Genomic DNA, 26,407 nt, shown 5'->3' with positions numbered 1-26,407 from the left:
GATAGGGTTGCAGCATGATTCAGACACCCTCCGTGGAGCTCGACCTGGCCTCCGACGTCGCCCAGCTCACAGCCCGACTGATCGACGTCGAGAGCGTCTCGGGCAACGAGGCGGGCATCGCCGACGCCGTCGAGCGGGCCCTGCGACCCCTGCAGCACCTCGAGGTGGTCCGCGACGGCGACTGCGTGCTGGCGCGGACGCGGCTCGGCCGCGCCGAGCGGGTCATCCTCGCCGGTCATCTGGACACCGTTCCGCTGCCCACCACCGCCGGGTCGAGGGGGACGGTCCCGTCCACCTGGGAAGGGGATGTGCTCTTCGGCCGGGGAGCGACGGACATGAAGGGGGGCGTGGCCGTGCAGCTCGCGCTCGCCGCCGCGCTCACCGCGCCGAGCCGCGACATCACCTTCATCTTCTACGACCACGAGGAGGTCGAGGCCTCGCTCAGCGGGCTGGGCCGCGTGGCCGTGTCCCATCCGGAGTGGCTGGAGGCGGACTTCGCGGTCCTCCTCGAACCCACGGACGGCACGGTGGAGGGAGGGTGCAACGGCACCGCGCGCTTCGACGTGCGCGTCACCGGGAAGGCATCGCACTCCGCCCGCGCCTGGATGGGGGAGAACGCCATCCACGGCGCCGCCGAGATCCTCGTCCGGCTCCGCGACCACGAGCCGGCGACCGTCCATGTCGACGGGCTCGACTACCGGGAGAGCTTGAACGCGGTCAAGATCAGCGGCGGCACGGCCGGCAACGTGATCCCGGACAGCACGGTCATCGAGGTGAACTACCGCTTCGCGCCGGACAAGACGCCCGAGCAGGCGGAGCAGTACGTGCGGGCGCTGCTCGAGGGCTTCTCCGTCGAGCGGACCGACGCCGCCGCGGGAGCGCGGCCCGGTCTCCACCATCCGGCGGCGGCGGCCTTCGTGGCGGCTGTCGGCGCCGAACCGAAGCCGAAGTACGGCTGGACCGACGTCGCGCGGTTCAGCGCCCTCGGCATACCGGCGGTCAACTTCGGTCCGGGCGACGCACTGCTCGCGCACACGGACGACGAGCACGTGCAGGCCGACGCGGTGCGCGCATGCCTCCGCGCCCTGACCACCTGGCTGTCCTGACCCGACCGCACACGACGAAGGGCCCGGCTGGTGCCGGGCCCTTCGTCGTCCACGGATGTGGTGCGGTGCCTCCTCAGGTGGAGGCGGCATCCATGGCGATGGCGCCCTTCGCGGCCGGCTTGCGCCCCTTCGTCCGGAAGCTGAGGAGCGTGGAGAGCCGGGTCGCCAGCGTGGAGAGCGCGAAGTTGATGGCGATGAAGATCGCTGCCGCGACGAACAGCGACGGGATCACGTTGCCCTCGCCCACCCCCAGGCGCCGCGTGAACTGCAGCAGCTCCGGGTAGGTGATGATGAAGCCCAGTGCGGAGTCCTTCAGGATCACCACGAACTGGCTGATCAGGGCCGGCAGCATGGCGATCAGGGCCTGCGGGACCTCGATGGAGCGCAGCGACTGGTTCCGGGTCAGGCCGATCGCCATGCCCGCCTCGCGCTGGCCCTTCGGCAGGCCGTGGACGCCGGAGCGCACGAGCTCGGCGATGACCGACCCGTTGTAGAGCGTCAGGGCGATGATCACGGCGATCAGTGGTGCGTCCTGCGGCTGGACGGCGCCCGAACTGCCGAGCGCCAGCCAGAAGAAGATCATCATGAGCAGCACGGGGACCGCGCGCAGGACCTCCACGACCAGGCCGGCGAACCAGCGGATCGGCGCGGCGTGCGAGAGCCTCCCGACGCCGAAGATCAGCCCGAAGAGGACCGAGGTGACGATCGAGATGCCGGCGGCCTTCAGGGTGTTGAGCAGCCCGGGCAGGATGAAGAACTCCCAGGTCCTCGACTCGAGGAAGGGTGACCACATGCTCCCGGTCAGCTGGCCCTTGTCCGCCAGGGCGGAGACCACCCAGGCGAGGATGCCGAGGACGACCAGCACACCCACGATGTTGCCGATGAGGATGTTGCGCCGGGCGCGCGGGCCGGGGGCGTCGAACAGGACCTGTTGGACGCTCATCGTGCCACCGCCAGTTTCCGTGAGGCCCAGGTGGTCAGGAGACCGATCGGGATCACCAGGATCACGAAGCCGAGGGCGAAGGTGAGGAAGATCGGGATCACGAGGTCCGACCGGAACTCGATCATGGTCTTCATGAGGCCGGAGGACTCGGTGGCGACCGAGCCGGCCGCGGCGACGGTCGAATTCTTGATGAGGGCGATCAGGACGTTGCCGAGCGGGGCGATCGCCCCGCGGAACGCCTGGGGCAGGATGATGAGGCGCGCGGCGGGGAGGAAGCTGAGTCCGATGGCACGCGCCGCTTCGGCCTGGCCGAGCGGAACCGTGTTCACGCCGCTGCGGATCGCCTCGCAGACGAAGGCGGCATGGTAGAGCGCCAGTCCCACGATCGCGATCCGGAACAGGCTGAGGTTGAGGTCACTCGCCAGGCTGATCTGCATGACGGAGAACAGACCGAGGAACCCGAACGCGAGGATGATCGTCAGCGGGGTGTTACGGAAGATGTTGACGTAGGCCGCCCCGAACCACTGCAGGCTGGGGATGGGGGAGATACGGAACAGTGCCAGCACCGTACCGATGGCCAGGGCCCAGATGGCGGCCCAGAACGACAGCTGGATGTTGACCCAGAACGCTGCGGGCACGTCGTAGGTCTCGAACAGCGACAGGTAGTTCTCCACGGTTCACCTCTTTCCTGGTGGGGAACATGGCATTGGTGGGGTGGTCCGTGCGGACCACCCCACCAATGATTGCGGTGCTACGCGCAGGGCGCCGGGGTCGGCGGGTTCAGCTCTGCGTTGAAGGTGTAGTCGGCACCCTCGGTGTTGCTGGTGATCGCTTCTTCCCAGGCACCGTCGTCAATCATCTTGGTGATGGCCGCATTGATGTCCTCGCACATGTCGCTGCCCTTGGGGAGCCCGACGCCGTAGTTCTCCTCGGAGAACGTGTTGCCGACGACCTTGAACTTGCCGGCGTTGGACTCCTGCGCGGCGAGGCCGGCGAGGATGATGTCATCCGTGGTGACGGCGTCGATCTGGCCGCCGCCCATCGCGGTGACGCACTCCGCGTAGCCGGGCTGCTCGACGAGCTGCACCCCGGGGTACTGGTCCTTGATCTTCTGGGCGGAGGTGGACCCGGTCACGGAGCACAGGTTCTTGCCCTCGAGGTCCTCGGGGCCGGCGATGTCGCTGTCCGTGGGGACGAGGAGGTCCTGGCCCGCCACGAAGTACGGACCGGCGAAGTCGACGGTCTCCTTGCGGGTGTCGGTGATGGAGTACGTCGCGAAGATCATGTCCACCTGGCTGTTGGACAGCAGGTTCTCGCGGTTCGCCGACGGGGCTTCCACGAACTCGATCTGCTCCTCGGTGTACCCGAGCTCGTTCGCGACGTACTTCGCGACGTCGACGTCGAAGCCCGAGTAGGAGCCGCCCTCGTCGTAGCCGAGGCCCGGCTGGTCGAACTTGATGCCGATGCGGACGGTCTCGGCGCTGCCGCTCTCGCCGCCCTCCGACTCGGCGCTGTCGCCGCCGCCACAGGCGGACAGCGTCAGTGCGGCCACCGCAGCTACCGCGGCTGCTGCATATCGGGTCTTCTGCATTGGTTCTCCTTGCGTTGGGGCCTTCCGGAGGCCTTCTGGTATGCGGATGGTGCGGGGGGTCAGTGCGAGAGGATCTTGCCGAGGAAGTCCTTGGCGCGCTCGCTCTGCGGATTCGTGAAGAACTCCTCAGGCGTGGCCTGCTCCATGATCTGGCCGTCCGCCATGAAGATCACGCGGTCGGCGGCCCGGCGGGCGAAGCCCATCTCGTGGGTCACCACGATCATGGTCATGCCCTCCCTCGCGAGGGCCACCATGGCGTCGAGGACCTCGTTGATCATCTCCGGGTCGAGCGCCGAGGTGGGCTCGTCGAACAGCATGACCTTGGGCTTCATGGCGAGCGCACGGGCGATCGCGACGCGCTGCTGCTGCCCCCCGGACAGCTGCGCCGGGAGCTTCTGCGCCTGGTTGTCGACGCCCACGCGCTTGAGCAGCGACATCGCGAGCTCCTTCGCCTCGCCGCCCTTCATGCCCCGGACCTTCACCGGACCGAGCGTGACGTTCTCGAGGATCGACTTGTGGGCGAAGAGGTTGAACGACTGGAAGACCATCCCGACGTCGGCGCGGAGTTTCGCCAGGGCCTTGCCCTCTGCGGGGAGCACCTTGCCGTCGACGGTGATCTCGCCGTTGTCGATGGTCTCGAGCCGGTTGATGGCGCGGCAGAGCGTCGACTTCCCGGAGCCGGAGGGGCCGATGACAACCACGACCTCACCGCGGGCGACGTCCAGGTTGATGTTCCGAAGGACGTGCAGGTCCCCGAAATGTTTGTTCACGTCCCGGAGGGAGACGAGGGGAGTTCCCGAGGACGCGGGCGCAGCCGGTTGCGGTTCACTTGTCATGGGAGAAATCTAGCGAACTATTCCCTGCCAGCAATACACAGTGGGGTAAAGGCACCGATTGTGATTAAAGAGCAATCAAAAGCCGCCCGCCGGCCTTTCCGTTGGCTAGCCTAGGGAAATGTCTCCCTCCCAGCACCCCTCGGCCAGCAGCGACACCGGGACCACCACCGTGCACGACGACGGCGCCCTTGCCGGACCGGGGCGGTCCGCAACCCCCGACACGGACGGCACGTCCGGCAGTCGTGCGACCGATCCCGCGGGAGCGGGCCGGGCCACCCGACGGAAGGGCTCGGTCGAGTTGAGGCGCGGCCAGGCGACGGTCCCGCAGTCGGACAACATGCTCCTCGACGCCGACGAATCCGGAGGCTTCACCCGCACCGACCCGTGGCGCGTGCTGCGCATCCAGAGCGAGTTCGTGGAGGGCTTCGGGACGCTGGCGGACCTCGGTCCGGCCATCAGCGTCTTCGGTTCGGCCCGGACCGCGCGCGACTCCTCGTACTACGCGATCGGCGAGGAGGTGGGCCGCAGGCTCGTGGAATCCGGCTACGCGGTCATCACGGGGGGCGGTCCGGGCGCGATGGAGGCGGCGAACAAGGGCGCCTGCGAGGCCGGCGGTACCTCCGTGGGCCTGGGCATCGAGCTGCCCTTCGAGCAGGGGATGAACGAGTGGGTGGACCTCGGCATCAACTTCCGCTACTTCTTCGCGCGGAAGACCATGTTCGTCAAGTACGCGAGCGGTTTCGTCGTGCTGCCGGGTGGCTTCGGTACCCTCGACGAGCTGTTCGAGGCGATGACCCTCGTGCAGACGGGCAAGGTGACCTCCTTCCCGATCGTGCTGATCGGGAAGGACTACTGGCGCCCCCTGGTCGAATGGATCGAAGGCACCCTGCTCGCCGAGGGCACCGTCTCCCGGCAGGACCTCTCGCTGCTGCAGCTGGTCGACACCGCCGAGGAGGCCGTGCGGATCGTGGCCGCGTCGGCCGGTCACGATCACCGCGGCTGAGGGTTGCTCCGGAGGAACTCTGACACCATAGCGCTGTGACTATCTTCCTGGTGATCCTCGCCATCCTGCTGGTGGGAGGGACCGCGGTCCTCGCCTCGGGGCGTCCGCTCCCTGCGGCCCTGCACGGGTTCGCACCGGGTACCCGCGCCGACGGGCCGGACGCCGCGGCCGTCGCCCGCACCGGGTCCGGCACCCCCCGGGTGCAGGGGGACGGGTTGGGACTGGTGGAACCGGTGGCGTCGCTGCCGCCCGTCCTGCTCCCCGACGTGCCCGCCGCGGCGGATGTCGATGCCGTCCGCTTCGGTCTCGGCCTCCGCGGCTACCGGATGGACCAGGTGGACGAGGTCCTCGACCGGCTGGCGGCGGCGCTCGAGGAACGCGACGCCCTCATCGGGGACCTGCGCTCGCGGCTCGCCGCGAAGGACGCCGGATGACCGGCATCGCGGTCCCGGGATCGGACGGCCGGCTCCGGTGCGGCTGGGCGGTCTCCAGCGCGGAGTACGAGCGGTACCACGACGAGGAGTGGGGGAGGCCCGTCCCCACCGAGGCGGGGCTCTTCGAACGGCTGAGCCTCGAGGCGTTCCAGTCGGGCCTGAGCTGGATCACGATCCTGCGCAAGCGGGAGGCGTTCCGCACGGCCTTCGCCGGCTTCGACCCGGCGGCCGTGGCACGGTTCGGCCCCGGGGACGTCGAGCGCCTGATGAACGACGCCGGTATCGTCCGCAACCGGCAGAAGATCGAGGCCACCATCTCGAACGCGGCGGCGCTGCTGGCGTTGCCGGACGGCACGACCCTCGGATCGCTGCTGGAGGCCCACCGACCCCTGCAGGACGCCGTGCCCGCGACCCTTGCGGACGTCCCTGCCATCACGCCCGAGAGCACGGCACTGGCCCGGGAGCTCCGCGGCTTCGGCTTCCGCTTCGTGGGACCGACGACGGCGTACGCGATGCTGCAGGCCACGGGCTACGTGGACGACCACCTCCGCGACTGCTGGGTCCGGATGGCGGCAGGGCCGGCGGTGCTCACCTCCCCGGCCGACCCGGCCGACCCGGCCGACCCGGCCGACCCGGCCGTCGCCTCCCCGACCGTTCCGTGAGCAGCACGGGGACGGCCGGGGTGCGCCGGGCATCGCTCCGCCGGGTGCCCTGGCCCGTGCCGGTGCTGGCGGTCTTCCTCGCCGGGCGCCTCGTCTCCACCGTGATCCTCCTCCTCGCTGCGTCGCGCCAGGGCGCGAGCCCCTGGTCCGGGCCCTCACCCGCCTACGGCACCTTCATCGACTACTGGGACAGCGGCTGGTACGAGCGCATCTTCACGGAGGGCTACCCCTCCGATCTGCCGCGGGACGCCGGCGGCACGGTCCTCCACAACCAGTGGGCGTTCCACCCGCTCTTCCCGGGACTGGTCCGCGCGCTCGATGCCGTCACGGGCCTCGGCTGGGGGATCCTCGCGCCCTCCGTGTCCATCGCGGCCGCTGCCGGTGCTTCCCTCGTGGTGTACCGGCTGTTCCGGCTCCGCTCCGACGCCGCGGGGGCCCTCGCGGGCGTCGCGGTGGTGTCCTTCGCGCCCGTCGCCGCCATCCTGCAGGTGCCCTACGCGGAGTCGCTTCACCTGCTGCTGCTCGCCTCCGCGCTCTACCTCGTCGCCACGCACCGCTACTACGCGGCGATGCCCGTCGTCGTGCTCATGTGTTCCGCGCGTCCTGCCGGAGTGCCGTTCGCCATCATGGTCGGGATCCTGTTCCTCCACGCGCTGCAGGTCGCGCACCGGTCGGACGGCGCCGCAGGGCGGGTGCGGCCGCTGTTCCTGCTGGGGGTCGTCGCCTCGCTCTCCGCCGTCGCATGGCCCGTCGCCGCGTGGGTGGTCACCGGCCAGCGCGACGCCTATGTCGCGACCGAGACCGCCTGGCGCGGAGAGGCGCTGGCACCCTTCGTGCCGTGGTTCGAGGCGCCGGCCGCCGTGCTGGGACCCGCGGCGGGAGCGCTGGTGGTCGTGGCGCTGGTGATGGGCGGCGTCGCCCTCTTCCTCTCGCCGGCCGTGCGCTCGATCGGGCTGGTGCTCGGCGCCTGGTGCGCCGGCTACCTGCTGTACCTCGCGGCGTTCTGGGATCCGCAGTCCAGCACCTGGCGCATCCTGCTGCCGCTCTTCCCCCTGGCGCTCGCGGGCGCACGCCTGGGCGGCGGCCGCGTCCTGTGGGTGCTCCTGCCGGTGTCGGTGGTCCTCCAGTTCCTCTGGGTGGACTGGCTGTGGGCGTGGACGCCGTCCGGGCCGGACGGTGATTATCCACCCTGAGTGTGATCCACGCCGCACCTGAATTAGCAGGAGCAGGCCTTGTGCTGAATAATGAAGGGGATGACGTGCACCACCGGGACCCTCATCGGGCCACCGGGTCAGGCGCACCGTTTACTGTCGCGCTGCCGCTGACCGCGGTTGCGCCCTGTTGAAAGGGACACTCCCCATGGCTGCCATGAAACCGCGTACCGGCGATGGACCGATGGAAGTCACCAAGGAAGGGCGCAGCCTCATCATGCGGGTGCCGATCGACGGGGGCGGACGCCTGGTCGTCGAGCTCAACGCGGAAGAAGCGGGCAAGCTCAAGGACTGCCTGCTCACCGTCACCACCTAGGCGGCAGCGCCGTCAGGCGCGCTGCTTCACCGCCAGCAGGAGCCCGGTCCCGGTCGGCAGGAGCGCCGACACGAGGGACTCGTTCTCCCGGATCATCCGGCCGACCTGGCGCAGTGTGTTGGTCGACTGCTCCCGGACGGCCGGCTCGGCCACCCGGTCCTGGTCCAGGGCGTCGTTGACGATCATGATCCCACCGTCCTTGAGCAGGCGTGTGGCCTGCTCGACGTAGGCCGGGAGCCCGGGCTTGTCCGCGTCGATGAAGACCAGGTCGTACGCGCGGTCCGTCAGGCGCGGGAGGACATCGGCGGCGCGGCCCGAGATGGTGCGCGTGCGGTTGGACGGGATGCCGGCCTCCGAGTAGGCCTCGCGCGCGGCGCGGAGGTGGTCCACGTCGGAGTCGATCGTCGTCAGCACCGCGTTCCGTCCGAGTCCCCTCAGCAGGCAGACGCCGGACACGCCTGCGCCGGCGCCCACCTCGACGGCGGTGCTCGCCTTCGACGCCGCAGCCAGCACGGTGAGCGCCGCGCCGACCGCAGGCGTCACGGGGGTGACACCGAGTTCGTGGGAGCGGTCTCGGGCCCGAAGGAGGATGTCGTCCTCGTCGGGGAGTCCTTCCGTGTAGGACCAGCTGCTGTGTTTGTCGGCGGCCATGGACGTCCGTTCTATGGTTCTCGGGGATGCGGGCTGGAAGGGGCGGAAGCCCCGCCCCAACCCTACTGTGCGGCGCAGCAGGACTTCCATGCGGCGCGTCCTGTACCGGGGCGGACGGTGCGTGACCCACGGCACCGGGGGAGAGCGACGTCCACGGATCTGCCAGCGAGTTCCCAGCTTGGTACGAAAGACTTTTCTCTCGGGACATCCAGCAGCAGCGCAGTCCCGAATCCCCGGTACTCCCGCAGGTCGTGCGCCCGCGGGACGCAGCCTGTTCGGGATTCGCGGCGAGAAGGGGAACATGATGTCTAGTGTCAAGGCGGGGCAGATCGCCGTGGAGGCCGGCACGGGCGCGGACGAGCCGCTGCTCGACGAGCACGGCAACCCCTGGGTCGCACCATCCTGGGAAGAAGTCGTCACCAACTACTCACCGAAGGTCTATCGCCTCGCGTACCGGCTCACGGGCAACAGGTTCGACGCCGAGGACCTCACCCAGGAGGTCTTCGTGCGGGTCTTCCGTTCCCTCGCGAATTTCAAGCCCGGAACGCTCGACGGCTGGCTGCACCGCATCACCACCAACCTGTTCCTCGATCAGGCCCGACGGAAGACGCGCATCCGGTTCGACGGACTCACCGAAGAGGCCGAGAGCCGCCTCCCGAGCAAGCACCCGGGCCCCGAGCGCAGCTTCGAGTTCAACAACCTGGACATCGACGTGCAGTCGGCACTGGAGGAACTGCCGCCGGACTTCCGCGCAGCCGTCGTGCTCTGCGACCTCGAAGGCCTCGCCTACGACGAGGTGGCGCAGGTGCTCGGGGTGAAGCTCGGTACCGTCCGCTCGCGCATCCACCGCGGCCGCACCATGCTGCGGGAGAAGCTCGCCCACCGCGACCCGCGCCGGTCGGGCGGGAACGGTCCCGCCCTCGGCGTGCCACGGATCGCCGGTCTGGGCTAGGCCGATGCTGCATCCCCATCGCTCGCTGCAGGACCTCGTCGACGGTGAGTTGTCCGACAGGCGCCGCATCGCCGTGGAGCGCCATGTCTCCCGCTGCGCCTCGTGCGCTGCGGGCGTGGCCCGGCTCCGACGTCTCAAGAGCGCGCTGCTGGGACTGCGCAACCCGTCACCCGACCCGGACCTGCAGCGCAGGCTGCTGTCGCCCGGGTTCGGGTCCGCCGGGGTCCAGGAGCGGACCGGCTCGAGTGCGGCCTTCGTACGCGCCCATCACGAGCGCACCGGTCCCGTCCGCAGCCGCCGCACGCTGGTCGCCACGGCCGGTGGGTCCGCCGCCGTCGTCGCCGCGCTCCTGGCCAGCGCCTACGTCATCGGATCGGAGACCCGGCCCGCGACGGTCGCCGAGGCCGGCGGCACCACCGCGTTGCGCGCCGGTTGGGAGGCCGTGGCACCCCGGACGCCCACCTACCTGGACACCGACCAGCTGGAGACCCTGCGGGCCGGCGGCTGGTACTGCCCGGAACTCGAATCGCTCGGCTTCGACCTCCGCAGCGCCGAGGGCATCACCGTCGACGGCACACCGACCCTGGAACTCGTCCTGGAGAACGACGGCGACACCGTGACCGTCTACGAACAGCGGAAGGTCGGCGGCGCTGTGGATGCCGCTGCTCCGCCGCTGAACGCCGTCACCGGGAACATCGTGACGCAGGACGGCTTCGAGCACGTCGGCGGTGCAGGCCAGGACGTCTGGGTCCTCCCCGGCCGGCCCTGGCAGGTCGTCCTCGATTCGCCGTCGGTCACCTACACCGTGGTGTCCGACCTGCCCGCGGCCGCCATGCCGCAGACGCTCAGCCAGCTCGTGACGGCGGAGCACGCCCAGCTCGCGCTGGCGCCGCAGGGCGGGGACGACTCCATGGTGGAGCGCATCCTCCGCGGTCTCTCGACGATCACCCACCCCGAGGAGAACGGCGGCTGACCGGCGGTGTCGCCGGTCGGGCGGCTCCCGCGGGCACGGCCGGCGTCCGGCCCGCGGTAGCGGCGAATGTGGTCGGCGCAGGCCGGGAAGGTAGTCTTTTCACGTGTTGGGAATCAACGGCCTCGAACTCGTGGTCCTGGCGATCATCGCCGTCATGGTGCTCGGCCCGGAGCGTCTTCCGGAGTACGCCGCCCAGCTCGCCCGTCTCGTCAAGGGCCTGCGCCGCATGGCCTCGGGTGCGCGCGAGCAGCTCCGGGAGGAAGTCGGTCCGGAACTGGACGAGGTCGACTGGCGGAAGCTCGACCCACGCCAGTACGATCCCCGCCGGATCATCAAGGAAGCCCTCCTCGACGACATCGAGGACGTCTTCAAGCCCGTGAGCAGCGGCGCCCCGAAGGCCGCCCCTGCTCCCGCGGTGGCAGCCGCCGGTGCCGTCCGTCCGGATGCGTCCGTGCCGTTCGGCCCCCGCCTCGGGTCGGGGCAGTCCGCTCCGTACGACCTCGAGGCCACCTAGACCCGGGGCATGGCGCTCCGCTCGGCGGCGGCTCTCGTCAGCGCGGGCTGAGCGGCAGCTTCAGTCCGTCCAGGCCCCGTGGGCGACGGGCGAGCACAGCGGCGATCGCCTCCAGCTCCGCACGGGCCCTCGAGCCGTCCCGGCCGAGGACGAGAGGAGTGCCGGCGTCGCCGCCCTCGCGCAGGGCCACCTCCAGCGGGATGCTGCCGAGCAGGGGGACCTCGGTGCCGAGCGTGTCCGTCAGCCTCGCTGCGAGGGTGCTTCCACCTCCCGCGCCGAACAGTTCGAGCCGCCCGCCGTCGGGCAGCTCGAGCCAGGACATGTTCTCGATGACGCCGGCCACTCGCTGACCGGTCTGCGCGGCCATGGCGCCGGCGCGTTCGGCGACATCGGCGGCAGCGCTCTGCGGGGTCGTGACGACCAGGAGCTCCGACGACGGCAGCAGCTGGGCCACGGAGATGGCGATGTCGCCCGTGCCCGGCGGCAGGTCCAGGAACAGGGCGTCCAGGTCGCCGAAGTACACGTCCGTCAGGAACTGCTCGAGCGCCCGGTGCAGCATCGGCCCGCGCCAGGAGATGGGCTGGTTGCCGTCGACGAACATGCCGATGGAGATGACCTTCACGCCTTGGGCGACGGGCGGCAGGATCAGCTCGTCGACGCGGGTGGGCTGCTGCGTGATGCCCAGGAGGGCGGGGACCGAGAACCCGTAGACATCGGCGTCCACGATCCCCACGCGGAGCCCCTGCGCCGCCATCGCGACCGCGAGGTTCACCGTCACGCTCGACTTGCCGACACCGCCCTTCCCGCTGGCGACCGCGTAGACGCGCGTGAGGGATGACGGCTCGTTGAACGGGATCCCGCGGCGGCCGCCGGCGCCCTTCAGCTGCTCCTTCAGGGCGTCGCGCTGGGCCTGGTCCATCACGCCGAGCTCCACCTCGACGTCGTCGACGCCCTCCACGACGGACAGGGCAGCCTCGGTGTCCCGCCGGATGGTGTCCCGCAGGGGACACCCGGCGATGGTCAGGAGGACCCGGATCCGGACGGTGCGCCCCTTGACGGCGACCGCGTCGACCATGCCGAGTTCGGTGATGGGACGGCGCAGCTCGGGGTCGATCACCGAGGTGAGGGCGTTCCGCACGGCCTCCTCGACGGGCAGGGCGGCACTCACCGGACGGGTTTCCTCCCGGCGGGCTGGACCTTCGGCAGCGCCACCGTACTCTCCGAGGGCTTCCGGGGCCTGCGTTTCTGCAGGGTCAGTTCCTGTCCGTCGGTCGTCTCGAGCAGCTCCTCGAGGACGGAGCGCAGCTCGGACCGGACGTAGTCGCGTGTCGCCACCTCGCGCAGGGCGATGCGCAGCTCCGCGATCTCCCGCGTGAGGTACTCGGTGTCGGAGAGGTTCCGCTCCGCCCGCTGGCGGTCCTCACGCATGGAGACGCGGTCGCGGTCGTCCTGGCGGTTCTGCGCGAGAAGCAGCAGCGGTGCCGCATAGGAAGCCTGCAGGGAGAGCATCAGGGTCAGTGCCGTGAACCCGAGGGCCGCGCTGTCGAAGCGCAGGTTCGCCGGAGCGACGGTGTTCCACGTCAGCCAGACCGCGACGAAGACCGTCATGTAGAAGAGGAACTGCGGCGTGCCCATGAAACGGGCGATGTTCTCCGTGCCGCTGCCGAAGCGGTCCGGGTTCGGTCGCAGGCGCGGGAGGAAGCGCTTGCGCGTCTCGCGCGGCGTATCCAGTCCGCGTGAATTCGACTTGATCCTCTCAACCACGGCGGTCACCTCGTTTCGGTCCGGATGTGTCGTCCTGGGCCCGCCAGTCGTCGGGCAGCAGGTGATCCAGCACGTCGTCGACGGTCACGGCGCCCACCAGCCTGCCGTCGGCGTTGACCACCGGCAGCGAGTTCAGGTTGTAGGTGGCGAGGATCCTCGACACCTCGCTCACGTTCGCCTGGTCGCCCACGGCCTCGAGGTCCGTGTCGATGATGTTGCCGAGCGGCTCGGGCGGCGGGTAGCGCAGCAGCTGCTGGATGTGCACGACGCCGAGGTAGCGCCCCGTCGGCGTCTCGAGCGGCGGGCGGCAGACGAAGATCGAGGAGGCGAGGGCCGGGGTCAGCTCCTCCCGGCGGACGTGCGCGAGCGCCTCGGCGACGGTCGCCTCGGGAGGGAGGATGACGGGCACCGTGGTCATGAGGGAACCGGCGGTGTCCTCCTCGTACTCGAGCAGGCGGCGCACGTCCTCGGCGTCGTCGGGCTCCATGAGCTGCAGGAGCTCCTCCTTCTGCGCCTCGGGGAGCTCGTTGAGGAGATCGGCCGCGTCGTCGGGGTCCATCTCCTCGAGGACGTCGGCCGCGCGCTCGCGGGTCAGGGACTGCAGGATCTGGACCTGGTCGTCGTCGGGCAGTTCCTGGAGGACGTCCGCGAGGCGGTCGTCCTGGAGCTCGCCGGCGACCTCGATGCGCCGTTTGTCGTTCATCTCGTGGAGCGCGTCGGCGAAGTCGGCGGGCTTGAGGTCGTCGTGCTGGGCGACGAACTGGGTGGCGCCCTGCGGTTCGTCCGTGGTGCCGTGGAAGGCGTCGAGCCAGTCGATGATGAGGCGCTCGCCGCCGCGCCGCAGGCCGCGCAGGGGGGAGGTCGATCCGCCGCGTCGCACGAACAGCTGGGAGACGTGCCAGTCGCCCGCACGGTTGCGCTCCATCGCGATGTCCTCGACGACGGCGCTCCCGCTTCCGTCACGCAGGGTCAGGCGTCGGTCGAAGAGTTCGGCCACCACCAGCATCTCCGCACCACGCTGCTCGAAGCGGCGGAGGTTGACGAGGCCGGTGCAGATGATTTGGGACGGGTCCATCGAGGTGATGCGCGTCATGGGGACGAACACGCGCTTCTTGCCGGGAACCTCGACCACGAGGCCCACGACGTGCGGAGGCCTGGTCGGGCCGCGGTCGAGGACGACGGCGTCCCGGAGGCGGCCGAGGCGGTCACCCAGGGGATCGAACACATCGAGCCCCAGCAGTCGGGCGACGAAGACGCGGGTCGGGTTGTTAGTCACAGCTCTAGGCTATCCGCCGCCGCACGAGGGGACGGCATCGGGACGGCATCGCGACGGTCGGTCGGACCGCCGGCGGTGGTACGGCATCTGCGGCGGGCCCTCCCTGCCGGTGGCGGGGGAGGCGGGAGTTCACCGCGGGCGATACTCCTCCCACGTGATCGAGCAGTACGCAAGAATGGGATGCATGTCGACACCACCTCTCGGAACCACTGCCTCCCGCGACCTGGGCCGGGTGCTGCCCACGGGCGAGACCATCGGCCGGTACACGGGGTACCTCGATGCCCAGAAGGCCGTGGACTACCTCGCCGACCACAAGTTCGCGGTCGAGCGGGTGGCGATCATCGGCAACGACCTCAAGACGGTGGAGCGCGTCACCGGGCGCCTCAGCTACCCGCGGGTGGCGCTCGGCAGTGCCGCGACCGGCGCCTGGTTCGGCCTCTTCGTGGGTGTGATCCTGAGCCTCTTCGCCGGCAGCGAGACCGGCGTCACGATCACGTCGTCGATCGCGCTCGGAGCGATCTTCTGGCTGCTGTTCGGCGTCATCACCTACGCGTTCCAGCGCGGCAAGCGTGACTTCACCTCCACGAGCCAGGTCATCGCGACGAGCTACGACGTCATCGTCGATCCGAGCGTGGCGGCCGACGCACGCCGGTTGCTGCAGCAGCTCCCGATGAACGGGCAGGCCCAGCACCCCGGCGCGAACCCCTCCGCCTGGGGCCAGGCACCCGGGCAGACACCCGGCCAGGCGCCCGGGCAGGCACCCGGGCAGGCACCCGGGCAGGCGCCCGAGCGTCCCGCGTCGTGGAACGATCCCTTCCCGGGGCAGCAGCAGCCGCAGCAGGCGGGGACGGCCGAGGGGCAGACCGCCGGTCCCGGCACGAGCGGTCCGCGCAGGGGGCAGTTCCCCGACCTTCCCGACGGCCGGCCCCAGTACGGTGTGCGCGTCGAGGACCAGCCCGGCGCGCCGGGGGCCACGGAGGCCCCGGTGCAGTCGGCGGACGGCGGTCAGGACGGTCCCGTGGAGGACGGACGGCCCGGGACCCACGGCTCCAGCTCGGCCGGGGGACCGCACCAGGGGTAGCAGCAGCCGGACAGCAGCGGCTGGACGGCGACCGCCGGGCGGCGCCGGAGAAGGCAGTTCCAAAGAAGGCAGGGACCCTCGGGTCCCTGCCTTCTTTCATGAAAGGGGTGGGCTTCCGCCCCGGGGCTATTCGCCGGTGCTGCCCCAGATGCCGGCCATCCAGTCCTCGACGTCGTCCGGGCTCCGGGGCAGGGCCGCGCTGAGGTTGACGGGCCCGTCGGCGGTCATCAGCACGTCGTCCTCGATGCGCACACCGATCCCGCGGTACTCCTCGGGGACCGCGAGATCCTCCGCCTTGAAGTACAGGCCAGGCTCGATGGTGAAGACCATGCCCTCGGTGAGGATCCCGTCCAGGTACAGCTCGCGCTTGGCCTGCGCGCAGTCGTGGACGTCCATGCCGAGGTGGTGGCTCGTGCCGTGCGGCATCCAGCGACGGTGGTGCTGCCCCTCGGGCGAGAGCGCCTCGTCGAGGGATACGGGGAGGAGTCCCCACTGATCCAGGTTCTCCGCCAGGACCGTGACGGCCGCGAGGTGGACCTCCCGGAACTTCCGGCCCGGCTGTGCCGCGGCGAAGCCCGCATCGGCGGCATCGAGCACGGCCTGGTAGATCCTGCGCTGCGTCTCGGTGTACCGCCCGTTCACGGGGATGGTGCGCGTGATATCGGCGGTGTAGAGGCTCTCCGCCTCCACCCCGGCGTCCAGCAGCAGCAGTTCGCCGGCCCTGACCTGGCCGGTGTTGCGGATCCAGTGGAGCGTCGTCGCGTTGTTCCCCGATGCCGCGATGGTGTCGTAGCCGAGGTCGTTGCCCTCCTCGCGCGCCCTGGCGAAGAACGCGCCTTCGACCACGCGCTCGCCCCGGGGATGGGTGATGGCCCGGGGGAGGGCGCGGACCACCTCGTGGAACCCGCCGACGGTGGCGGCGACCGCCGCCTCCATCTGCTCGATCTCCCAGGCGTCCTTGATGAGCCGCAGCTCGGACAGCGCCTCGGCGAGCACCGCATCGAGGGCGTCCGCCTTCTCGAGGTCCACTCCGGTGTTGATCCGGGAGGTGTCGACGAGCGCATCGGCATTGAAGTCGACCTCCCGGAGCAGGCGGATGCTCACCCCACCGATCTCGGGTACGCCGGCATCCTTCGTGATCGCCACCTCGAGCTCGGCGAGGTCCGCCGTCGCGAGGGCGAGCTGGGCCCGGATCTGCGCCATCGAGAGGCGCTGGCCGATCCAGAACTCGCCGTAGCGCGCATTCGCGTAGAACTCGGCGCTGTCGCGTCCCGCGAGTTCCCGGAAGTACAGCGTGGCCGTGTGGTTCCCGCCGTCGTCCCCCGTTCCCTGTTCCACCGGTTCGAGGACCAGCACGGCGTCGGGTTCGTGGTCGAGGCCGAGTCCGGTCAGGTGGGCGAATCCGGAGTGCGGACGGTAGCGGTAGTCGGTGTCGTTGGAACGGACCTTGAAGGGGCCGGCCGGGATCACGATGCGCTCGCCGGGGAAGCGGTCGGAGACGGCGCGACGACGGCGGGCGGCGTGCGCCGCGACGGGCGCTGCGGCCGGGAGGTCCTCCGACGCCGGTGCCCAGCTGCTGGCCATGAAGGCCTTGAAGGCGTCCGAGTCCGGCCGCTGGGAGCGGTTCTCGTTGCGGTCGGACAGCGGCTGGCCCTCCGGCGAGTCGGTGGGGTTTAGGGATGCGGGGGCGGTGTCGTCGGTGCTCACCCCGCCATCGTCTCACCGTCGCCGTACCGCGGGAAAGTCCGTGCCCCGCGGCGACGCCGTGCCGCAGGCAGGCCTGAACCCCGCCGGCGCGTAGATTGGGTCCGGTGAGAATCGACCTGCACACCCACTCCAACGTCTCGGACGGCACGGAGGACCCCGATGTCCTGATCGCGTCCGCCGCCGCCGCGGGCCTCGACGCCGTCGCCCTCACCGACCACGACTCGACGGCGGGCTGGGACCGGGCAGCGGCGGCGGCGGCGACGCTGGGCATCACCTTCGTCCCCGGCATGGAGGTCTCCTGCCGCACCGACACCGGCATCAGCGTGCACGTGCTGTCCTACCTCCACGACCCGGAGCACGCCGGCCTCCGCGAGGAGATCGGGAAGTCCCGCACGGCGCGCCTCACGCGCGCCCGCCGCATGGTCGAGCTCATGTCCGAGGACTTCCCCATCACCTGGGACCTGGTCGAGGAGCATGTGACCGAGGGTGCGACGGTGGGCCGCCCCCACATCGCGGACGCCCTGATCGCACTCGGCGTCGTGACCACGCGGTCCGAGGCCTTCGACCGCATCCTGACCGCGCGTTCCCCCTACTGGGTCAGCCACTACGCGCCGCACCCGGCACACGCCGTCGCCCTCATCCGCGCCGCCGGCGGCGTCCCGGTCTTCGCCCATCCCTCTGCCTTCAACCGTGGCGCGGTGGTGGGGGGCGCCGTCATCGACGAGATGATCGGCGCCGGCCTCCTGGGACTCGAGGTGGAGCACCGCGACAACCCGGAGGGCGCACGAGGAGAACTGCGTACGATCGCACGCGAGAACGGGCTGCTGGTCACCGGCTCCAGCGACTACCACGGAAGCGGCAAGCCCAACCTGCTGGGCGAGAACGTCACGACCCGTGAGACGCTCGAGGCCATCGCCGGGCTCGCCACCGGGATACCGCTGGGCTAGGTCCTCCGGTCCGCCCCGGATCCTGCGGCCCCCGGACCCGGCCTACGCCGGACCCGGCAGCCGGCCGTGCGTGGTCAGGTCCAGGGCGCCAGGCGCTCGCGCATGACCTCGATGGCCTGCGGGTTCCTGTCGACGCAGACGAAGCGCCGGCCGAGCTTCCCGGCCACCGCTCCGAGGGTGCCCGACCCCGCGAAGAAATCCAGCACCCAGTCGTCCTTCCGGCTGCTCGCCGCGACGGCGCGCCGGAGCAGGCCCTCGGGCTTCTGGGTGGGGTAGCCGGTCTTCTCGCGGCCCGTGGGGGACACGATGGTGTGCCACCAGACATCCGTGGGGAGCTTGCCGAGCGCAGCCTTCTCCGCCGTCACGAGTCCGGGCGCCATGTACGGTTCGCGGTCGACCTCGTCGCTGTTGAAGTAGTACGCCGAGGGGTTCTTCACGTACACCAGGATGTTGTCGTGCTTCGCGGGCCACCTGCGCTTGGCCCGGGCACCGTAGTCGTAGGCCCAGATGATCTCGTTCAGGAAGCAGTCGCGCCCGAAGAGGACGTCCAGCATCACCTTGGCGTAGTGCACCTCGCGGTAGTCGAGGTGGAGGTAGAGGGTGCCGTCGTCGGCGAGGAGCCGCCACGCCTCGGCGAGCCGGGGTACGAGGAAGTCCCAGTAGTCCTCGAAGGCGTCGTCGTAGCTCGCGAGCATACCCTTGACGGTCGAGTAGGAGAGCCCCTTGAAGCCCACGCGGTCGCCTGCGCCGTCGACAGCCCGCACCATGGTGGTCTGCTGGCGGCGCTGCGCGCGGCCGGTGTTGAACGGGGGATCGACGTAGATCATCGTGAAGGCCGCATCCGGCAGCGTCGCCAGGTACTCGGCGTTGTCCGCGTGCACCACGAGGTTCGCGCCGTCCGCCCTCCAGGTGGGAGGCGCGGACGGCGCAGGGAGTCCGGTCACCGAGGGCTAGTCCTCTGCGCCGCCGGCCGGCTTCGCGACGACCTCGCCGTTGCGCCGGCGCGTGCGGCTGCGGCGCTGCCGGTCGCCCGCGGGAACCTCGGCGTCGGAGCCGGGACGACGGCGGTGTCCGCCGGACTCGACGGCGTCACCCGTGGGTGCCGATGCCGCCGGTGCAGCAGGTGCGTCCGCGGAACGGTTACCGCCCCGACCACGGCTGCGTGGGCTGCGCGGGCCGTCGGCGGAGTCGCCGGCCGTCCCACCGTCGCGGCGCTGGCCGCCGCGTCCGCCGGAACGCCCGCGTCCGCCGTCGCCCCCGGCACTGTCGGGGCGTGCACCGCCGCCGCGCTTGCCGGTCTCGCCCAGGTCCTCCAGGACCTCCGCGTTGATGCCGGCGAGCTTGCGGTCCTTGCGGGGCAGGCGCCCCTTGGTGCCCTCGGGGATGTCGAGATCGGTGTAGAGATGCGGCGACGAGGAGTAGGTCTCCACGGGCTCCGGCGTGTCGAGGCCGAGGGCCTTGTTGATGAGGCCCCAGCGGGGGACGTCGTCCCAGTCGACGAAGGTGACCGCGGTGCCCTTCTTGCCGGCGCGGCCCGTGCGGCCCACGCGGTGCAGGTAGGCCTTCTCGTCCTCGGGGCACTGGTAGTTGATGACGTGCGTGATGTCCTCGACGTCGATGCCGCGCGCGGCGACCTCCGTGGCCACGAGCACGTCGATCTTGTCGCCGCGGAAGGCACGCAGTGCCTGCTCGCGGGCACCCTGGCCCAGGTCGCCGTGGATCGCGCCGGCCGCGAAACCGCGGTCGATCAGTTCCTCGGAGAGCTTCGCCGCCGTGCGCTTGGTCTTGCAGAAGATGATGGCGCGGCCGCGGCCGCGGGCCTGCAGGATGCGGGCCACCACCTCGGCCTTGTCCAGGTTGTGCGCCCGGTAGATGACCTGGCGGATGTCCTTCTTGGTGATGCCCTCGTCCTCGGGATCCGCGGCGCGGATGTGCGTGGGCTGCGTCATGTAGCGGCGGGCCATCGCGATGACGGGGCCGGGCATCGTGGCCGAGAACAGGAGGGTCTGGCGCACGGGAGGGGTCGCGGCGATCAGGGTCTCGACGTCGGGCAGGAAGCCGAGGTCCAGCATCTCGTCGGCCTCGTCGAGCACCACGATCTTGACGTTCTTGAGCACCAGGAGTTTCTGCCGGTACAGGTCGATCAGGCGGCCCGGTGTCCCGACGACGATCTCGACGCCCTTCTTGATGGCCTCGATCTGGGGCTCGTACGCGCGGCCGCCGTAGATGGTGACGATGCGCGCGTTGCGCTTCTTCGCCGCCGTCGTGAGGTCGTTCGCCACCTGGACGGCGAGCTCTCGCGTCGGCACCACGACGAGGGCCTGCGGGGCGCCCGGGACGGGGAGCTTCTCGTAGCCGGCGTCGTCGGGACCGACGACGCGCTGGATCGCGGGGATGCCGAAGCCGAGGGTCTTGCCCGTGCCGGTCTTCGCCTGGCCGATGATGTCGTGGCCGCCGAGGGCGATCGAGAGCGTCATCGCCTGGATGGGGAAGGGGTGGGTGATGCCGGCGTCGCTCAGGGACTCGACGATGTCGGGGCGGACGTTGAAGTCCGCGAAGGTCTCGGCGACGGCCGCGTGCGGCTCCTCCGTGGTGACCAGGGTCTCCTCGACGTCGATGGCGTCGGAGGAGTTGTCGGCGACGAGGTGGTGCGTGTCCGTGGCCGGGGTGTTGTCTGCGTTCGTGTTGTGCACGTTCTACCGTTCATTCAGGCCGAGCGGCCGCCGAGGCTCGACGCCGGGATGGATCCATCCTGTGCGGAGCGTATCGGCGGGCGCGGGGCGTCCAGTGGAAGCCGATCGCGGGCTTGCAACTGCGTGCGGGCTGCGGAGGGAGACCTGCGCCCGCGGGAAAACTCGGGATCGAGTAGGTACTGCGGGTTATCGACGGATTGATAACGACCGGGCATCCATTACTACACCCTCAGCCTACCCTGCCGGTCCGTGCGGGGCCTCATCGCAGGTCCCTTTGGGGCGCGTCCGTCGGTTTGACCTCGAAGCGGAGACGCCGCCGGGCGATGTCCGCTTCGAGCAGGACCACGGTGACGCGCTCTCCCGCCACGAGTTCGCCGTAGCACTTCGCCTCCAGCGGGGGTTCGGTGACCTGCACCGTGCCGGACAGGCGCGGGGCCTGCCGGCCGGGCGCGTCCTCGACGGCGGGCGGGGAGCCCTGCAGGACGACGGCGGAGAAGGCCTCGCCGATGCGGTTGCTCAGCAGCGCCGCCTGCACGGCGTCCATCGCCCCGGAATCGAGCCGCGAGGCCGTCTGGTTCGAGGACGCCATCAGCGCATTGAGGTCGGGGAGGGCGGCACGCACCCACTCCGGGACCTCCTCGCCGGCGCACAGCGCTGCGCACGTGACGAGCACGAAGCGGTCCACGAGGCGGCGCAGGGGGGCGGTGGTGTGCGCGTAGGGCGCCGCGATGGCCGACTGCACGACGGCGTCGGGTACCGCGCCGTCGAACGCGGTGTAGCCGGCGCCGCGGAAGAGCGAGGCCGCGGCGTGCATCAGGGCGAGCTGCCGCGGGTCGGCGACGTCGAGCGTGCGCAGGAAGGCGCCGTACGGCATGTCCGGGGGCCAGGGGTGCTCGAGTGCCTCCGACTGGCGGCGGAACTTGCCGAGTGCGCCGTCGTCGGGCTCGGGCATGGTGCGCAGGATGCCGATGCCGCCGTCGATCATCATGCGGGCCGCGGCCATGCCCGTCATGAGCGAGATCTGCGCGTTCCAGTCCTCGCACGGAAGGGACGGCTCGGTGATGATGGCGTAGCTCTCGCCGTCGTGCGTGATCTCCTGGCGCGGCAGGTTGAGGCTCGCCCCACCGCGGTCCAGTTCCTGCTGGATGCGCCGGAGCCCGATCTCGCGGAGGAGGAGGAGATGCTCGTCCGCGGTGCCCGCGTCGATCGCCGCCTGGACTTCGGCGTAGGTGAGCTGGCGGCGGCTGCGCACCGTGGCTCGGCGGACGGTGACGGACCGGACGACGGCCCCGGCGTCGAGGTCGAAGTGCCACACGAAGGCAGGGCGGTCCTGGTCGGGAAGGAGGCTCGCGGCGTCCTCGGAGATGTTCTCCGGGTGCAGGGAGATCCGTCCGTCGGGCGCGTACAGGGTCTGGCCGCGGAGCCTCGCCTCTGCGTCGACCGCGCCCCCGGCCCGGACGAAGAGCGGTACGTCGGCGATGGCGTACCAGACCTCGTAGCCCGCGTCGGGTCCCTGCCCGGGATCGTCCGACCTGCCGGACCCGGCACTGCGCGCCAGGTGGACGGCCTGGTCGAGGTCGGTGGAGCCGGGCGGGTCGATGGTGAGGAAGGGCAGGTCTCGCAGGTCGGCGTCCGGCAGGCGGGAGGCCGCTACGGCCCCGGCCGCCTCGCGGAGCACGTCCTCCGGGAAATCCTCACGGATGTCGAGTTCCTCGCGGAGGGACCGCAGCGACTCGGTGAGCCGTTGCTGGGACTCGCGGTCCCTGAGGTCCATATGCTGTGCTGGCACACGCCTTACGGTAGTGCACGTTCACGACATCGGGCAGGGCGGATGTCGTGAACGTGCCCGCGCCGTCAGGAAGGCGGCGGGCGGAGGGAGTCCACGGCCTTGAGCACACGGCGTCGGCGCGTGTCCGCGCCCCTCGCCTGGACGATGGGCAGCACCAGGGCCTTCCTGCGGCTCACGGACAGCGCATCGAACGCGTGGACCAGCGCCGGATCGTCGGACAGCGCGACGGCGAGATCCTCGGGGACGTCCACGGTGCGCTCCTCGGTGTCGAGGTCCAGCCCCACGGTCACCGTCCGGCCGGCCTCGATGCCGGCTGCCGTGCGGTGCTCCGCGCTGACCGGGATCATGGGGCGCCCGTCCATCGACCCGACGGTGGTGCGGTACGTGTAGGTCCCGATCGTGACGCGCACCGGGGGACGCCTGCCCCCGCCGAGCGCGGCCAGGACCTGCTCGGGCACCTGCAGCCCGGTGGCCGTGCGGCCCGAGAGTTCGAGGACGGCGGAGAAGTCCACGGGTGCCTGCCTTCCATCCGGCTGCGCACCGGAGCGTCGGGAACCGGACAGCAGTGGGATCCCGCTGTCCGGACTGGGACGAGCCTAGGCGGCGTCGCCGTTCCGCAACATGTGCCGGGCGCCGTACGGCGGGTTGCCCCACCCCTGCGATTGCGTACTCTTAGCAGAATGAACAACGGCTCCACCGACCGCACGGCCCTTTCCACGTCCGGCCAGGACCGTACCGTGTCGCCGGCCCCTTCGGCGGTGCGCACGACGCGGCCGGAGCCTCCGACGGCGTCCGACGGGCAGGACGCCGTCGTCCGGCCGGCAGCGGGCGGCCCCGCGCCCGACGCCTTCTCCGACCCCCGCTACGCCCGCTTCGTCACCGACCTGCTCGGTGTCATCGCCTACGGGGAACTCTCGGGCTTCGAGCGGTTGTCGTCGGACGCCCGTTTCTCGCCCAGCCTCGCGGACCGCGCGAACCTCGGTCGGCTCGCGGTCCGGGAGTTCGAGCACTTCGAGTCGGTGACGGCCTTCCTGGGCCGGCGGGGCGTGTCCGTCGAGGACGCGATGACGCCGTTCCAGGCATCCATCGATGCATTCCACGAGCGCACGCGGCCCGGTGACTGGTACGAGTCGCTCATGAAGGCCTACGTCATCGACGCATTCTCCGGGGACTTCTACCGGGCCCTGGCCGACAGCCTCGACCCGGCCACCCGCGAACTCATCGGCGCCATCGACTCGGGCGAAGGCGCCGCCCACCTGCAGCGGCGCCTGAAGGAGGCGCTCTCCGACGATCCGCGCCTCGCCTCGCGCCTCGCGCTCTGGGGGCGCAGGCTCGTCGGGGAAGCCCTCACGCAGGCGCAGCGCGTCGGTATCGAACGTGAGTACCTGGCGGGACTGCTCTTCGCCGCCGAACCCGACCACGCGCAGCACACCACGGCCCTCTTCGCGCAGCTCACCCGCAACCACTCGCGGCGCATGAGCGCACTCGGACTCACCGCGTAGTCCGGCGCCCCGCACAGGAAGACCCGCGGGCCACACCTTCCGGCGTCGCCCGCGGGTCCTCGTCCGCGTCCTGCTGTCCGCCCGGGACTAGAGCGCGCCGAAGCCCACGCGGCGGGTCTCCTCGGCGCCGATCTCGACATAGCCGAGGACCGACGTCGGAACGATCACCTGGCGGCCCTTGGAATCCTTGAGGCGCAGTTCGGTACCGCCGCTCATCGCCGCGGCCACGAGCTCCGCGATCGCGTCGGCGCTCTCGGCGGAATCGAGGATGATCTCCCGGTTGACGTTCTGGATACCGATCTTGACTTCCACGGCGCATGCCTCCTGTGTAGTGAACCTGTGATTCGTACCGAAACCTACTCTAGATTTCCTTGGGGAAGCGGCTGATTCCGCGCCAAGCTAAACGGTAGATCAGCTCCGCGGCGGCATCGATGTCGAGGCTTCCGTCGGTCTCCAGCCAATATCTGGCGCTGATCTGCGCCATCCCCGCCAGGCCGCGGCCCAGCAGCGTCGCCTCCACCAGGGACAGCTGGGTGTCACCCGCGATCACACCGGCGATGTCGTTGGCGAACTGTGCGTTGAAGGCCTCGAGCCGGCTGCTCACGTCGGGCTCGTTGCTGATGTCCGACTCGAAGACGAGGCGGTGCGCCCTGCTGTCCTGCGCGATGAACTGGAAGTAGGCACGCATGGTCGCGTGGACGCGGAGCTTGTTGTCGTCCGTGGAGCGCAGGGCATCGACGAGCAGCTGCGTCAGCTCGGCGAGGTGGCTGTCGAGCAGGGCCAGGTAGAGGTCGCGCTTGCCCGGGAAGTGCTGGTAGAGCACCGGCTTGCTGACCTTGGCCGCGACGGCGATGTCGTCCATCGCCGCGCCGTGGTAGCCGCTCCCCACGAAGACCTCCTGCGCCGCTGCCAGGAGCTGCCGGCGGCGTTCGTCCCGCGGCAGCCGGAGGGACTTTCCTGAGGCGGTCGGTTCTGCACTCACGTAGGGCGATCCTCGGTTCAGCGGTCGGTGGACGTCCGCCCAGTTTACCCACCGGTCTCCCGGTCCACCCGTTCCGGGTCGCGGGTTGTCCCCGTCCCCGCACGCCGGTCGCTGGCCGGTGCGCGGGGAAGCGGAATACCCTTGGGCATGACCGCTTCCCCGTCGTCGCCGCCCGTTCCCGCACCCGTTCCCGCACCCGTGTCCGGCGCCGCTGAGCCCGCGGCGGAACCGATCCCCGAGCCGTCGGAGCGATGGCAGGGAGGGGCGCCAGGACTGCCTCCGCTCGTCGACGCGACCGGGAGCCTGACGCAGGAGGAGAGCTCCCGCTACTCCCGGCACCTGATCATCCCCGGTTTCGGGCCCGACGCGCAGCTGCGCCTCAAGAACGCGCGCGTGCTCGTGATCGGGGCCGGCGGTCTCGGCTCGCCCGCGCTGCTCTACCTGGCTGCGGCGGGGGTGGGGACGCTCGGCATCGTGGACGACGACGACGTCGAGCTCTCGAACCTGCAGCGCCAGGTGATCCACTCGATGCCCGACATCGGACGGTCGAAGGCCGAATCGGCCCGCGACAGCATCCTGGCGCTGAATCCGCTGGTCGGCGTGGTCCTGCACCGGGAACGGCTCGACCGGTCCAACGCCCTGACCCTGTTCGCCGGCTATGACCTCATCATCGACGGCACGGACAACTTCGCCACCCGGTACCTCGTGAACGACGCCGCCGCGATCCTCGGCAAGCCCTACGTGTGGGGATCCATCCTCCGGTTCGACGGGCAGGTCAGCGTGTTCTGGCAGGATCATGGACCCACCTACCGCGATCTCTATCCCGAGGCGCCGCCGCCGGGATCCGTGCCGTCCTGCGCGGAGGGAGGCGTGCTGGGCGTGCTCTGCGCGCAGATCGGCTCCGTGATGGTCAACGAGGCGATCAAGCTCATCACGGGGGTGGGCACCACCCTCCTCGGCAGGGTGCTGGTGTTCGACGCGCTGGACATGAGCTGGCGGGAGGTGCGCGTGCGTCCCGACCCGACGGCGGCGCGCATCACCGAACTGATCGACTACGAGCAGTTCTGCGGGTTGCCGCCTGCCGGTCCGACCGCCGCACCGGACGGTCCCGGCGGCGAGGACCGGGTCCCGACGATCACCGTGGACGAACTCGCGCGGCTCCTCGCCGAGCGGTCCGCGGGCACGGCCGATTTCGAGCTGCTCGACGTCCGTACCCCGGAGGAGTACGCCATCGTTCACATCGACGGCGCGGTGCTGGTCCCGAAGGAGACGATCCTCGACGGCGACGCCTCCGTGGACACCGGCCGGACCGTCTACGTCCACTGCAAGTCGGGCGTCCGGTCGGCCGACGTCGTGCGCTTCCTCCGGGGGCAGGGGCACCCGGACGCGCGGTCGGTGGACGGCGGGATCATCGAGTGGGTCCGCAGGATCGAACCTGCGAAGCTGACGTACTAGGCGGACGGATCAGGGGCCC

At 70.6% G+C, this 26,407-nt stretch carries 28 protein-coding genes; 13 read left to right on the top strand and 15 right to left on the bottom strand.

Translation table 11 applies throughout. From position 1 onward, the window contains the following. Window positions 1-14 precede the first annotated feature (14 nt). Complete coding sequence (gene dapE / locus AC0Z9V_RS05465; RefSeq protein WP_208741603.1) at window positions 15-1,106, top strand: succinyl-diaminopimelate desuccinylase; 1,092 nt, start codon at window positions 15-17, stop codon at window positions 1,104-1,106. Window positions 1,107-1,179: 73 nt separating this feature from the next. Here the strand turns inward: dapE and AC0Z9V_RS05460 are convergent, their stop codons facing one another. The 4 genes from AC0Z9V_RS05460 to AC0Z9V_RS05445 form a co-directional block, all read right to left on the bottom strand. Next, window positions 1,180-2,049: an amino acid ABC transporter permease gene (locus AC0Z9V_RS05460; RefSeq protein ID WP_133080996.1), complete on the bottom strand. Its 870-nt coding sequence runs from the start codon at window positions 2,047-2,049 to the stop codon at window positions 1,180-1,182. Continuing rightward, window positions 2,046-2,723: an amino acid ABC transporter permease gene (locus AC0Z9V_RS05455; protein ID WP_133080995.1), complete on the bottom strand. Its 678-nt coding sequence runs from the start codon at window positions 2,721-2,723 to the stop codon at window positions 2,046-2,048. Before AC0Z9V_RS05455 ends, AC0Z9V_RS05460 begins: the two co-directional genes overlap by 4 nt. Window positions 2,724-2,800: 77 nt before the next feature. Continuing rightward, complete coding sequence (locus AC0Z9V_RS05450; protein WP_133080994.1) at window positions 2,801-3,640, bottom strand: glutamate ABC transporter substrate-binding protein; 840 nt, start codon at window positions 3,638-3,640, stop codon at window positions 2,801-2,803. Window positions 3,641-3,699: 59 nt separating this feature from the next. After that, complete coding sequence (locus tag AC0Z9V_RS05445) at window positions 3,700-4,476, bottom strand: amino acid ABC transporter ATP-binding protein (protein WP_485140949.1); 777 nt, start codon at window positions 4,474-4,476, stop codon at window positions 3,700-3,702. Between the two features lie 118 nt (window positions 4,477-4,594). On the opposite strand from AC0Z9V_RS05445, the gene AC0Z9V_RS05440 reads away from it, so the two are divergent. From AC0Z9V_RS05440 to AC0Z9V_RS05420, 5 genes are all read left to right on the top strand, one after another. Further along, a complete protein-coding gene (locus AC0Z9V_RS05440; protein WP_459267066.1) occupies window positions 4,595-5,479 on the top strand; it encodes an LOG family protein in 885 nt (294 codons plus the stop codon). Between the two features lie 35 nt (window positions 5,480-5,514). Further along, a complete protein-coding gene (locus AC0Z9V_RS05435; protein ID WP_485140948.1) occupies window positions 5,515-5,913 on the top strand; it encodes a DivIVA domain-containing protein in 399 nt (132 codons plus the stop codon). Continuing rightward, a complete protein-coding gene (locus AC0Z9V_RS05430; protein WP_485140947.1) occupies window positions 5,910-6,575 on the top strand; it encodes a DNA-3-methyladenine glycosylase I in 666 nt (221 codons plus the stop codon). Before AC0Z9V_RS05435 ends, AC0Z9V_RS05430 begins: the two co-directional genes overlap by 4 nt. Then, complete coding sequence (locus tag AC0Z9V_RS05425; protein WP_485140946.1) at window positions 6,572-7,768, top strand: hypothetical protein; 1,197 nt, start codon at window positions 6,572-6,574, stop codon at window positions 7,766-7,768. The genes AC0Z9V_RS05430 and AC0Z9V_RS05425 overlap by 4 nt, the downstream gene beginning before the upstream one ends. Window positions 7,769-7,934: 166 nt before the next feature. Next, window positions 7,935-8,102, top strand: coding sequence for a DUF3117 domain-containing protein (locus tag AC0Z9V_RS05420; RefSeq protein WP_087076540.1), 168 nt, complete (start codon window positions 7,935-7,937; stop codon window positions 8,100-8,102). 12 nt (window positions 8,103-8,114) lie between these two features. Here AC0Z9V_RS05420 and AC0Z9V_RS05415 read toward each other — a convergent pair whose 3' ends face one another. Next, the gene (locus AC0Z9V_RS05415; RefSeq protein WP_208741597.1) at window positions 8,115-8,753 is read right to left on the bottom strand and encodes an O-methyltransferase; all 639 of its coding nucleotides are present in this window, start codon (window positions 8,751-8,753) and stop codon (window positions 8,115-8,117) included. A gap of 304 nt (window positions 8,754-9,057) precedes the next feature. Between AC0Z9V_RS05415 and sigE the strand changes: the two genes are divergently transcribed. The 3 genes from sigE (at window position 9,058) to AC0Z9V_RS05400 (ending at window position 11,192) form a co-directional block, all read left to right on the top strand. Then, window positions 9,058-9,705 carry an RNA polymerase sigma factor SigE gene (sigE, locus tag AC0Z9V_RS05410; RefSeq protein ID WP_432206143.1) on the top strand — a complete coding sequence of 216 codons (648 nt, stop codon included), beginning with the start codon at window positions 9,058-9,060 and terminating at the stop codon, window positions 9,703-9,705. A gap of 4 nt (window positions 9,706-9,709) precedes the next feature. Continuing rightward, on the top strand, window positions 9,710-10,678 hold the full coding sequence (locus AC0Z9V_RS05405) for an anti-sigma factor family protein (protein ID WP_485140945.1): 969 nt from the start codon (window positions 9,710-9,712) through the stop codon (window positions 10,676-10,678). Between the two features lie 103 nt (window positions 10,679-10,781). Next, window positions 10,782-11,192 (top strand): twin-arginine translocase TatA/TatE family subunit, encoded by a 411-nt coding sequence (locus tag AC0Z9V_RS05400; RefSeq protein ID WP_133080985.1) that lies wholly within the window; start codon window positions 10,782-10,784, stop codon window positions 11,190-11,192. A gap of 37 nt (window positions 11,193-11,229) precedes the next feature. Here the strand turns inward: AC0Z9V_RS05400 and AC0Z9V_RS05395 are convergent, their stop codons facing one another. Genes AC0Z9V_RS05395 through AC0Z9V_RS05385 form a run of 3 tightly spaced genes read right to left on the bottom strand, consistent with a single transcriptional unit; the run spans window position 11,230 to window position 14,232 of the window. Continuing rightward, window positions 11,230-12,360 carry an Mrp/NBP35 family ATP-binding protein gene (locus AC0Z9V_RS05395; protein WP_485140944.1) on the bottom strand — a complete coding sequence of 377 codons (1,131 nt, stop codon included), beginning with the start codon at window positions 12,358-12,360 and terminating at the stop codon, window positions 11,230-11,232. Continuing rightward, complete coding sequence (locus tag AC0Z9V_RS05390) at window positions 12,357-12,956, bottom strand: DUF1003 domain-containing protein (protein ID WP_133080983.1); 600 nt, start codon at window positions 12,954-12,956, stop codon at window positions 12,357-12,359. Before AC0Z9V_RS05390 ends, AC0Z9V_RS05395 begins: the two co-directional genes overlap by 4 nt. Next, window positions 12,949-14,232 (bottom strand): magnesium transporter, encoded by a 1,284-nt coding sequence (locus AC0Z9V_RS05385; RefSeq protein WP_485140943.1) that lies wholly within the window; start codon window positions 14,230-14,232, stop codon window positions 12,949-12,951. The genes AC0Z9V_RS05390 and AC0Z9V_RS05385 overlap by 8 nt, the downstream gene beginning before the upstream one ends. Before the next feature lie 184 nt (window positions 14,233-14,416). Between AC0Z9V_RS05385 and AC0Z9V_RS05380 the strand changes: the two genes are divergently transcribed. Next, on the top strand, window positions 14,417-15,313 hold the full coding sequence (locus AC0Z9V_RS05380) for a YflT domain-containing protein (protein ID WP_485140942.1): 897 nt from the start codon (window positions 14,417-14,419) through the stop codon (window positions 15,311-15,313). Between the two features lie 126 nt (window positions 15,314-15,439). On the opposite strand, the gene AC0Z9V_RS05375 is transcribed toward AC0Z9V_RS05380, so the two are convergent. Beyond that, window positions 15,440-17,020 carry an aminopeptidase P family protein gene (locus tag AC0Z9V_RS05375; protein WP_485140941.1) on the bottom strand — a complete coding sequence of 527 codons (1,581 nt, stop codon included), beginning with the start codon at window positions 17,018-17,020 and terminating at the stop codon, window positions 15,440-15,442. Window positions 17,021-17,124: 104 nt separating this feature from the next. On the opposite strand from AC0Z9V_RS05375, the gene AC0Z9V_RS05370 reads away from it, so the two are divergent. Next, complete coding sequence (locus AC0Z9V_RS05370; protein WP_485140940.1) at window positions 17,125-17,967, top strand: PHP domain-containing protein; 843 nt, start codon at window positions 17,125-17,127, stop codon at window positions 17,965-17,967. Between the two features lie 74 nt (window positions 17,968-18,041). Here the strand turns inward: AC0Z9V_RS05370 and AC0Z9V_RS05365 are convergent, their stop codons facing one another. The 4 genes from AC0Z9V_RS05365 to AC0Z9V_RS05350 all read right to left on the bottom strand — a co-directional run bounded on the left by AC0Z9V_RS05365 (window position 18,042) and on the right by AC0Z9V_RS05350 (window position 22,961). Beyond that, entirely contained in the window at window positions 18,042-18,911 is an 870-nt protein-coding gene (locus tag AC0Z9V_RS05365; RefSeq protein WP_133080979.1) for a DNA-methyltransferase, read from the bottom strand. Between the two features lie 6 nt (window positions 18,912-18,917). After that, window positions 18,918-20,660 carry a DEAD/DEAH box helicase gene (locus tag AC0Z9V_RS05360; RefSeq protein ID WP_459267054.1) on the bottom strand — a complete coding sequence of 581 codons (1,743 nt, stop codon included), beginning with the start codon at window positions 20,658-20,660 and terminating at the stop codon, window positions 18,918-18,920. Window positions 20,661-20,919: 259 nt separating this feature from the next. Continuing rightward, the gene (locus tag AC0Z9V_RS05355) at window positions 20,920-22,449 is read right to left on the bottom strand and encodes an RNB domain-containing ribonuclease (RefSeq protein WP_485140939.1); all 1,530 of its coding nucleotides are present in this window, start codon (window positions 22,447-22,449) and stop codon (window positions 20,920-20,922) included. Window positions 22,450-22,514: 65 nt separating this feature from the next. Further along, on the bottom strand, window positions 22,515-22,961 hold the full coding sequence (locus tag AC0Z9V_RS05350; protein ID WP_459267052.1) for a YdeI/OmpD-associated family protein: 447 nt from the start codon (window positions 22,959-22,961) through the stop codon (window positions 22,515-22,517). 168 nt (window positions 22,962-23,129) lie between these two features. Between AC0Z9V_RS05350 and AC0Z9V_RS05345 the strand changes: the two genes are divergently transcribed. Further along, window positions 23,130-23,951 (top strand): ferritin-like fold-containing protein, encoded by an 822-nt coding sequence (locus AC0Z9V_RS05345; RefSeq protein ID WP_208741585.1) that lies wholly within the window; start codon window positions 23,130-23,132, stop codon window positions 23,949-23,951. A gap of 87 nt (window positions 23,952-24,038) precedes the next feature. Here the strand turns inward: AC0Z9V_RS05345 and AC0Z9V_RS05340 are convergent, their stop codons facing one another. Together AC0Z9V_RS05340 and AC0Z9V_RS05335 are read right to left on the bottom strand one after the other, a co-directional pair. Continuing rightward, window positions 24,039-24,263 (bottom strand): DUF3107 domain-containing protein, encoded by a 225-nt coding sequence (locus AC0Z9V_RS05340; protein ID WP_133080975.1) that lies wholly within the window; start codon window positions 24,261-24,263, stop codon window positions 24,039-24,041. A 49-nt stretch (window positions 24,264-24,312) separates the two neighbouring features. Further along, window positions 24,313-24,933 carry a TetR/AcrR family transcriptional regulator gene (locus tag AC0Z9V_RS05335; protein ID WP_244186268.1) on the bottom strand — a complete coding sequence of 207 codons (621 nt, stop codon included), beginning with the start codon at window positions 24,931-24,933 and terminating at the stop codon, window positions 24,313-24,315. Window positions 24,934-25,080: 147 nt separating this feature from the next. On the opposite strand from AC0Z9V_RS05335, the gene moeB reads away from it, so the two are divergent. Next, a complete protein-coding gene (moeB, locus tag AC0Z9V_RS05330) occupies window positions 25,081-26,388 on the top strand; it encodes a molybdopterin-synthase adenylyltransferase MoeB (protein ID WP_485140938.1) in 1,308 nt (435 codons plus the stop codon). Window positions 26,389-26,407: the final 19 nt, after the last annotated feature.

The sequence above is a fragment of the Arthrobacter sp. UYP4 genome (assembly GCF_057291175.1).
Note: the sequence above shows the minus strand (reverse complement) of the source record. Positions and strands in the feature narration are given on the sequence as shown.